The following is an 8496-nucleotide window of genomic DNA, read 5'->3' on the forward strand; positions in this document are numbered from 1 at the left end:
ATTTGCTGGCGCGAATGTCCCGGAGGAGATGGACGATGGAAGTCACCCGACGCCAGCTGTTCAAGCTGACCGCGGCGCAGCTGGGCGCCTCCAGCCTGGTCGCCATGGGTTTCGCGCCGCAGCAGGCGCTGGCGGAAGTGCGCCAGTTCAAGCTGCTGGGCGCGCGCGAGACCCGCAACACCTGTACCTACTGCTCCGTCGGCTGCGGCCTGATCCTGTACGGTCTGGGCGACGGCGCCAAAAACGCCTTCGGCGAGATCTACCACATCGAAGGCGATCCAGACCATCCGGTCAGCCGCGGCTCGCTCTGCCCCAAGGGCGCCGGCCTACTCGACTTCATCCACAGCCCCAAGCGGCTGAAATATCCGGAAGTGCGCGAACCCGGCAGCAGCGAGTGGAAACGCATCAGCTGGGACGAGGCGATTTCCCGCATCGCCCGGCTGATGAAGGACGACCGCGACGCCCACATCGTGGAAAAAAACGCCGCCGGCGTGCCGATCAACCGCTGGCTGTCCACTGCCATGCTGACGGCGTCCGCAGGCTCCAACGAAACCGGCATCATCTCGCAGAAATTCATCCGCAGCCTGGGCATCGTCGCCACCGACGCCCAGGCCCGTGTCTGCCACGGCCCAACCGTGTCGGCGCTGGCGTCCACCTTCGGCCGCGGCGCGATGACCAATAGCTGGGTGGACATCAAGAACGCCGACTTCATCCTGGTGATGGGCGGCAACGCCGCCGAAGCGCATCCGGTGGGCTTCAAGTGGGCGATCGAGGCGAAAAAAACCCGCGGCACGCGGCTGATCGTGGTCGATCCGCGCTACAACCGCACCGCCTCGGTATCCGACCTCTACCTGCCCATCCGCGTCGGCACCGACATCGCCTTCCTCGGCGGCGTCATTAACTGGCTGATCAAGAACGACAAGATACAGTGGGACTACGTCAAGGCCTACACCAACGCGTCGCTGATCGTACGCGAGGATTACCACTTCGACGAAGGCCTGTTTTCCGGCTTCGACGCCGGCAAGAGCAAGTACGACAAGAGCAGCTGGAACTACGAGCTGGGCGACGACGGCTACGCCAAAACCGACCCGACGCTGCAACACCCGCGCTGCGTCTGGCAGCTGATGAAGCAGCACTACGCGCGCTACACGCCGGAAGTGGTCAACAATATCTGCGGCACGCCGGTGGACGGCTTCCTGCAAGTCTGCAAGGAACTGGGCGAAACCGCCCGCCCGGACAAGGCCGGCACCATCCTGTACGCGCTGGGCTGGACCCAGCACACCACCGGCGCGCAGAACATCCGCACCATGGCGATGATCCAGCTCTTGCTCGGCAATATCGGCATGCCCGGCGGCGGCGTCAACGCGCTGCGCGGCCACTCCAATATCCAGGGTCTGTCCGACCTGGGCCTGTTGTCCACCAGCCTGCCCGGCTACCTGACGCTGCCGAGCGAGGCCGACCACCCGGACCTGGCCACTTACCTCGCCAAAACCACACCCAAGACCCTGCAGGCCAACCAGTTCAACTACTGGAGCAATACGCCGAAGTTCTTCGTCAGCCTGATGAAATGGATGTGGGGCGACAACGCCGGCAAGGACAATGATTGGGGCTACAACTGGCTGCCCAAGTGGGACAAGATGTACGACGTGCTGCACATGACCGAACTGATGTACCAGGGCAAGATGAACGGCTTCATCGTGCAGGGCTTCAACCCGCTGGCCAGCTTCCCTGACGCCGCCAAGGTGACCGAGGCCTTCTCCAAGCTCAAGTTCATGGTGATCATAGACCCGATCGCCACCGAGACCTCCACCTTCTGGCAGAACCACGGCGAGGCGCACGACGTCGACCCGGCCAAGATCCAGACCGAGGTGTTCCGGCTGCCGTCCACTTGCTTCGCCGAGGAGGACGGCTCCATCGTCAACTCCGCGCGCTGGCTGCAGTGGCACTGGAAAGGCGCGGAACCGCCGGGCCAGGCCCGCGGCGACAACGAGATCATCGGCGAATTGTTCGTCGCCATCCGCGACCTTTACCGCAAGGAAGGCGGCAAGCTGGCCGAACCCATCCTGAAAGTGAACTGGAACTACCGCAATCCCAAAGCGCCAACGCCGAGCGAGCTGGCGATGGAAATGAACGGCAAGGCACTGGCCGACCTGCCGGACCCGGCCGACCCGAGCAAGACCTTGGTGAAGAAAGGCGAGCAGATTCCCGGCTTCGCCGTGCTGCAGGACGATGGCCGCACGGCCTGCGCCTGCTGGATCTTCTCCGGCTGCTGGACCCAGGCCGGCAACCAGATGGTTCGCCGCGACAACACCGACACCGGCCTCGGCAACACGCCGGGCTGGTCGTGGTCATGGCCGGCCAACCGCCGCATCCTCTACAACCGCGCCTCCTGCGATCCGTCCGGCAAACCGTGGGACCCGAAGCGCAAGCTGATCAGCTGGAACGGCGAAAAATGGGTAGGCGGCGACGTGCCGGACTTCAAGGCCGACGCCGCGCCGGACTCCGGCATGCAGCCCTTCATCATGAACCCCGAAGGCGTGGGCCGGCTGTTCTGCGCCGACAAGCTGGTGGATGGCCCGTTTCCCGAGCACTACGAGCCGATGGAAAGCCCGATCGGCACCAATCCGCTGCATCCCAAGGTCGTCTCCAGCCCGGCGGTGCGGCTGTTCGACAGCGACAAGAAGCGGCTGGGCACGCATAAAGATTTCCCCTACGTTGGGACGACATATCGGCTGACCGAGCACTTCCAGTTCTGGACCAAATCGGTGCTGCTGAACGCCATCGCCCAGCCCGAGCAGTTCGTTGAAATCGGCGAAGCCTTGGCCCGCGAAAAAGGCATCGTCCAGGGCGATATGGTCAAGGTCAGCTCCAACCGCGGCTTCGTCAAAGCCAAGGCGGTGGTCACCAAGCGGCTGATGCCGCTGAAGGTCAACGGCCAGACCGTGCACCAGATCGGCATCCCGCTGCACTGGGGCTGGGAGGGCGTGGCGCGGCCAGGCTATCTGACCAACTCGCTGCCGCCGGCCGTAGGCGACTGCAATACGCAGACCCCCGAGTACAAGGCCTTCCTGGTCAAACTGGAAAAACTGTAAGGAGCCCCGGCCATGCCATTGCAATCCCTGGACATCCACCGCCGCTCCGCCAGCCCGACCGAAAGCCCCAAGGTCCGCCAGACGCTGGAAGTGGCCAAACTGATCGACACCTCCACCTGCATAGGCTGCAAGGCCTGCCAGGTGGCCTGTTCCGAGTGGAACGACATCCGCGAGGAGGTCGGCCACAATATCGGCGTCTACGACAACCCCACCGACCTCACGGCCAAGGCCTGGACCGTGATGCGCTTTGCCGAGGAGGAAAGCAACGGCAAACTGGAATGGCTGATCCGCAAGGATGGCTGCATGCACTGCGCCGATCCGGGCTGCCTGAAAGCCTGCCCGTCGCCGGGCGCCATCGTGCAGTACAGCAACGGCATTGTCGATTTCCATCAGGAAAACTGCATAGGCTGCGGCTACTGCATCGCCGGCTGTCCGTTCAACATCCCGCGCATCAGCAAGGAAGACAATAAGGCCTACAAGTGCACGCTGTGTTCGGACCGCGTCGCGGTGGGCCTGGAGCCGGCCTGCGTCAAGACCTGTCCCACCGGGGCCATCCAGTTCGGCTCCAAGGAAGACATGAAGGAAGTGGCGGCGGAACGGGTGGCGGACTTGCAGCGGCGCGGTTATCAACACGCCGGCCTGTACGACCCGCCAGGCGTGGGCGGCACCCACGTCATGTACGTGCTGCATCACGCCGACAAGCCGGAGCAGTACTCCGGCCTACCCCACAACCCGGAGATCAGCCCCACCGTGCAGCTGTGGAAGGGCTGGCTCAAACCGCTGGCGACCATAGGCATCGCCGCCGCCGGCTTGTTCGGCTTCCTGCATTACATCACCGTCGGCCCCAACCGCGCCGAGGAAGACGATGAAACGGCGCCGCACGAGGAGGACAAGCCATGAAGGAAAAACTGCTGCAACGCTATAGCGCCGCCGAGCGGATCAACCACTGGATCGTGGCCATCTGTTTCATCCTGCTGGCGCTATCCGGCCTGGCCCTGTTCTACCCGGCCTTCTTCTGGCTGACCGGCGTGTTCGGCACGCCGCAGCTGGCGCGCATGGTCCACCCCTTCGTCGGCGTGCTGATGTTCCTGGGCTTCTTCCGCCAGTTCTTCCGCTACTGGCGGCGCAACCTGATCAATGGCCAGGACATCCAGTGGATGTTGTCGGTCAAAGAAGTGCTGCGCGGCCATGAAACCGTGGAAGTGGGCAAATACAATGGCGGCCAGAAGGCGATGTTCTGGATCATGACCCTGTGCGTGGCCGTCATGCTGGTCACCGGCATCATCGCCTGGCGCCAGTATTTTTCCGACTACTTCCCTATCCCGGTGATCCGGCTGGCGCTGCTGCTCCACGCCTGGGCGGCCACCGCGCTGATCGCCAGCATCATCGTCCATATCTACGCCGCCTTGTGGGTGAAAGGCACGATACGGGCCATGGTGGAGGGCGTGGTCACCCACGCCTGGGCTAAGAAGCATCATCCGGGGTGGTATAAGGAAATGACGGGGAAAAAGTAGCATGGCTTTGTGTCCGCTGCGCGGATGATATTTAGATGCCGGTTCCGACCGGCAAACGGGAGAGGGGGCTGCGCGGCCGGCCCCCTATCGCTGGGCGAGTCAGAAATTCGCTCGCAGACATAACAGCGCTTCGAAACCCCGGCTTGCGCTGCAGGGGAATCCGGCCCCATTGATTCGATCCTAACATTAGCGAATACGCGTTTTCGGCAATTTGAATTCCAAAATAACCTTCAAACCTCGACCGCCACCATGACATCCACCCACCCCATCCTCCCAGCGGAGCAAATCCGCGCCGGCCACGCCCCCTTGCTCAGCCCGCCGGTGCTACGTCCGCCGGCCGATCTGTTCGCCCGCCGCGCCGCCCGGCTGCGCCAATTGGCCGATGGCCATGCGATGGCAGATTTCCTGCGGCTGTGCGCCACGTTATGCGACCGGCAGCAAACGCTGCTGGACGCCGCCGCCGCGCCCTCGCTCGCGCCGGAATGGCTCGCCACCGTGTTGCGGCAGTTGGCGGAAGGACTCGCCGGCCAATTGCCCGCGCCGGCGCAAACCGCGTTGGATCAGCTGACGTCGCTCCCGCCGGCCGCCTTGCAGACAGTGGCGTCGGATTTAAGCGAAGGGACCATCCACGACGGCGCGCCACTGGCCGCGCTGCCCTTGCTGGGCGCGGCGCTGCAGGTGCAATACACCGCATATCACCGCGCCAGGCCTGTGCCGCAACCCGATCATCAAACCGAGCGCTGTCCGTGCTGCGGCGGCCTGCCGCTGGCTTCGGTGCTGACGCGCGGCGACAGCGGCCATGCCCAACGCCACGCGCTGTGCGCCTTATGCGGCCATGCCTGGCCGGTGGGCCGCGTGCGTTGCCTGGGCTGCGGCAATAGCCGCGATCTGCGCTACTACTCGCTGGCGCCTCAGGACTACGAAGCGCCGGAACCCGATCACCAGCGGCCGCACCAGACGCGCGGCGCGCAGGAGGTGGAGGCCTGCGGCGAATGCCATGGCGCGCTGAAGCAGGTGTCGCTGCTGCAGGACCCGGACGCCGAGGCCGGCGCCGACGATCTGGCCAGCCTGGCGTTGGACCTGCTGGCCGGCGAAGCCGGCTACGCCCGCCTCGGCTTCAACCCGCTGTTCCTGCCCGGCACTTGAGCCCGGCAGCCGGCCGCGCCATACTTGCCGGCAATTCGCTCAATCAATGGTATGGACGCACGCATGACTCATCGCATCGTATTTGTCGAGGACGACGCAGACCTGGCCGAGTTGATCAAGGATTTCCTGGATCGCCATGAAATGGAAGTGGTGATCGAACCGCGCGGCGATACCGCGCTGGACACCATCGCCCGCGAACAGCCGGACATGGTGCTGCTGGACATCATGCTGCCGGGCAAGGACGGCCTGTCCATCTGCCGCGAGCTGCGCCCCAAATTCGACGGCCCCATCATCATGCTGACCTCGCTGGACAGCGATATGAACCAGATCCTGGGTTTGGAGCTGGGCGCCAACGACTACATCCTGAAAACCACCCCGCCTTCGGTGCTGGTGGCGCGGCTGCGCGCCCAGTTGCGCAATTTGCGCCCGGCCCAGCCCGCGGCGGAGGCTCAGCAGGGCAAAGGCGGCTCGCGCAAGGTGGTGTTCGGCCAATTGTCCATCGATCCGGTCAGCCGCGACGTGGTATTGGCCGGCGAAAAGATTCCGCTGTCCACCTCGGACTTTGACCTGCTGTGGCTGCTGGCCAGCCACGCCGGCGAAACGCTGAACCGCGACATCCTGTTGAAGGAAATGCGCGGCGTCAGCTACGACGGCCTGGACCGCAGCATAGACGTGGCCATTTCCCGGCTGCGCAAGAAGCTGGGCGACAACCCCAGCGAGCCTTTCCGCATCAAGACCGTGCGCAACCGCGGCTATCTGTTCTCGCTGTCCGGCTGGGAGTAAGCGCGGATGCGCCGCCTATTCATCCAGTTCTACCTGCTGTTGATGTCCTGCTTCCTGGTGGCGGTCATCATGGTCGGCGTGGTGTACAAACAAGCCGTGGACGACGTCGGCGAGCGTTACCTGGCCGACCTGCTGCGCACCACGCTGTCGCTGATCGAGGCCGACTTGCGCGGCGTGCCGGAGGACCGCTGGGGCGAAACCCTGGCCAACGCCGACTACGGCTTCACCTTCCGCGTCAAGGTGGAAAAGATGAGCAACTACATCCTGGACGACGAATCGCGCCAGGCCCTGGACCGCGGCGAGATCGTGATGCTGGAGGACAAGTATCTGTTCCTGCAAAAGCTGCAGGACAGCAACTACCTGCTGGTGGCCGGGCCGCTGCGCTACCTGTTCTTCCTGCACCGGCTAAAGTGGTTCGACTACGCCCTGCTCGGCCTGCTCGGCCTGTCCTTGGCCATTCCGGTATTCCTGTGGATGCGTCCCCACTGGCGCGATCTGGTGGCGCTGGAGCGCGCCTCCGGCAAGCTGGCCAACGGCGACCTCGCCGCCCGCGTCAATCTGCCGCCACACTCCGGCGTCCACCATCTTGGCGTCGCCTTCAACCACATGGCCGACAACATCGCCACCCTGATCAACAGCAAGAAAACGCTGACCAATGCCGTGGCGCACGAGCTGCGCACGCCGCTGGCGCGCCTGCGCTACCGGCTGGCCTTGCTGGATGGCGACGAGGACACGCCGGAGCGGCAGGCGATAGAACGCGACCTCAACGCCATCGACAAATTGGTGGAGGAGCTGCTGTTCCACGCCCGCCTGGATCGTCCCGAAGCGCCGCTGAAGCTGAGCAGCTTCAACGCCATTCCGTGGGCGCGCGAGCGCATCGCCGGCCAGGCGGCGCTGGCGCAGGAAATCCACTGGATCGAGCCGGTGGGCGAAACGCTGGACATCACCGCCGATGAACACCTAATCACCCGCGCGCTGGACAATCTGTTGTCCAATGCCCGCCGCCACGCCGGCTCCATCGTCGCCACGCACATCCTGATCGACAAACAGCAGTTCTGCATCATCGTCGACGACGACGGCCCGGGCATTCCCGACGAAGACCGCGAACGCGTGTTCGACCCCTTTGTCCGGCTGGACGAGAGCCGCGGCCGCAAGACGGGCGGCCATGGGCTGGGCCTCGCCATCGTCGCCGGCATCGCCCGCGCGCACCATGGCAGCGTGGCGGTGGAGCGCTCCCCGCTCGGCGGCGCGCGCTTTCTGCTGAAGTGGCCAGTCGCCTGATGTACATTTTGTAACATTGAGATACAAGCATCCCCTAGACGCCCCGGGCTTGCCACCGCTAGCATCACGCCCTGAATTAGGACTATTTCATGTCCGTTTCAACCCAATCCAAAGAAACTTAGGAGTTTCGTAAATGAAAAAGCTGGCTCTGCTCGCCCTGACCGCTGCTTTCAGCCTGGCCTCCGCTAACGGCTTCGCCGCTGAAAAAGCTGCTGCTTCCGCTCCGGCCATCCACAAGGCCAAGAAAGTTGAAAAGAAAAAAGTAGCTTCCGCTGCTCAGAAGGCTCAAGCCGCCAAGGCCGAAGCTTCCGCTCCGAAGGCCAAGAAGGCTCACAAGCACCACGCCAAGAAGGACGCTTCCGCAGCTCAGAAGGCTCAAGCCGCTAAGGCCGACGCTTCCGCTCCGAAGGCCAAGAAGGCTCACAAGCACGCTGCCAAGAAGCACGAAGCTTCCGCTCAAAAGGCTCAAGCCGCCAAGGCCGACGCCTCCGCTCCGAAGGCCAAGAAGGCCAAGAAGCACGCTGTAAAGAAAGAAGCTTCCGCTCAGAAGGCTCAAGCCGCCAAGGCCGACGCTTCCGCTCCGAAGGCCAAGAAGGCCAAGAAGCACGCCGCCAAGAAAGAAGCTTCCGCTCAGAAGGCTCAAGCCGCTAAGGCCGACGCTTCCGCTCCGGTAGCCAAGA

Annotated in this window: 6 protein-coding genes and 1 pseudogene; all 7 read left to right on the forward strand. The window is 64.0% G+C overall.

The features are described from left to right. The first annotated feature begins 35 nt into the window (after nt 1-35). On the forward strand, nt 36-3092 hold the full coding sequence (fdnG, locus tag QUG01_RS07005) for a formate dehydrogenase-N subunit alpha (RefSeq protein WP_500829496.1): 3057 nt from the start codon (nt 36-38) through the stop codon (nt 3090-3092). 12 nt (nt 3093-3104) lie between these two features. Continuing rightward, nucleotides 3105-3992, forward strand: a complete 888-nt coding sequence (gene fdxH / locus QUG01_RS07010; RefSeq protein WP_500829497.1) for a formate dehydrogenase subunit beta — start codon at nt 3105-3107, stop codon at nt 3990-3992. After that, nucleotides 3989-4606 (forward strand): formate dehydrogenase subunit gamma, encoded by a 618-nt coding sequence (locus QUG01_RS07015; protein ID WP_043621945.1) that lies wholly within the window; start codon nt 3989-3991, stop codon nt 4604-4606. The genes fdxH and QUG01_RS07015 overlap by 4 nt, the downstream gene beginning before the upstream one ends. A gap of 249 nt (nt 4607-4855) precedes the next feature. Further along, complete coding sequence (gene fdhE, locus QUG01_RS07020; protein ID WP_500829498.1) at nt 4856-5752, forward strand: formate dehydrogenase accessory protein FdhE domain-containing protein; 897 nt, start codon at nt 4856-4858, stop codon at nt 5750-5752. Nucleotides 5753-5815: 63 nt separating this feature from the next. After that, nucleotides 5816-6535 (forward strand): two-component system response regulator RstA, encoded by a 720-nt coding sequence (rstA, locus tag QUG01_RS07025; protein ID WP_043622070.1) that lies wholly within the window; start codon nt 5816-5818, stop codon nt 6533-6535. Between the two features lie 6 nt (nt 6536-6541). Further along, nucleotides 6542-7816 (forward strand): two-component system sensor histidine kinase RstB, encoded by a 1275-nt coding sequence (rstB, locus tag QUG01_RS07030; RefSeq protein WP_500829499.1) that lies wholly within the window; start codon nt 6542-6544, stop codon nt 7814-7816. Between the two features lie 133 nt (nt 7817-7949). Further along, nucleotides 7950-8496 (forward strand): annotated as a pseudogene (locus QUG01_RS07035) (hypothetical protein); the annotation flags it as partial.

Source organism: Chromobacterium sp. CCUG 76385 (assembly GCF_059916625.1).

Coding starts and splice junctions, on each gene's coding strand:
- QUG01_RS07015 (WP_043621945.1), top strand. CDS start 3,989: ATGAAGGAAAAACTGCTGCAACGCTATAGCGCCGCCGAGCGGATCAAC.
- fdhE (WP_500829498.1), top strand. CDS start 4,856: ATGACATCCACCCACCCCATCCTCCCAGCGGAGCAAATCCGCGCCGGC.
- rstA (WP_043622070.1), top strand. CDS start 5,816: ATGACTCATCGCATCGTATTTGTCGAGGACGACGCAGACCTGGCCGAG.
- rstB (WP_500829499.1), top strand. CDS start 6,542: ATGCGCCGCCTATTCATCCAGTTCTACCTGCTGTTGATGTCCTGCTTC.
- fdnG (WP_500829496.1), top strand. CDS start 36: ATGGAAGTCACCCGACGCCAGCTGTTCAAGCTGACCGCGGCGCAGCTG.
- fdxH (WP_500829497.1), top strand. CDS start 3,105: ATGCCATTGCAATCCCTGGACATCCACCGCCGCTCCGCCAGCCCGACC.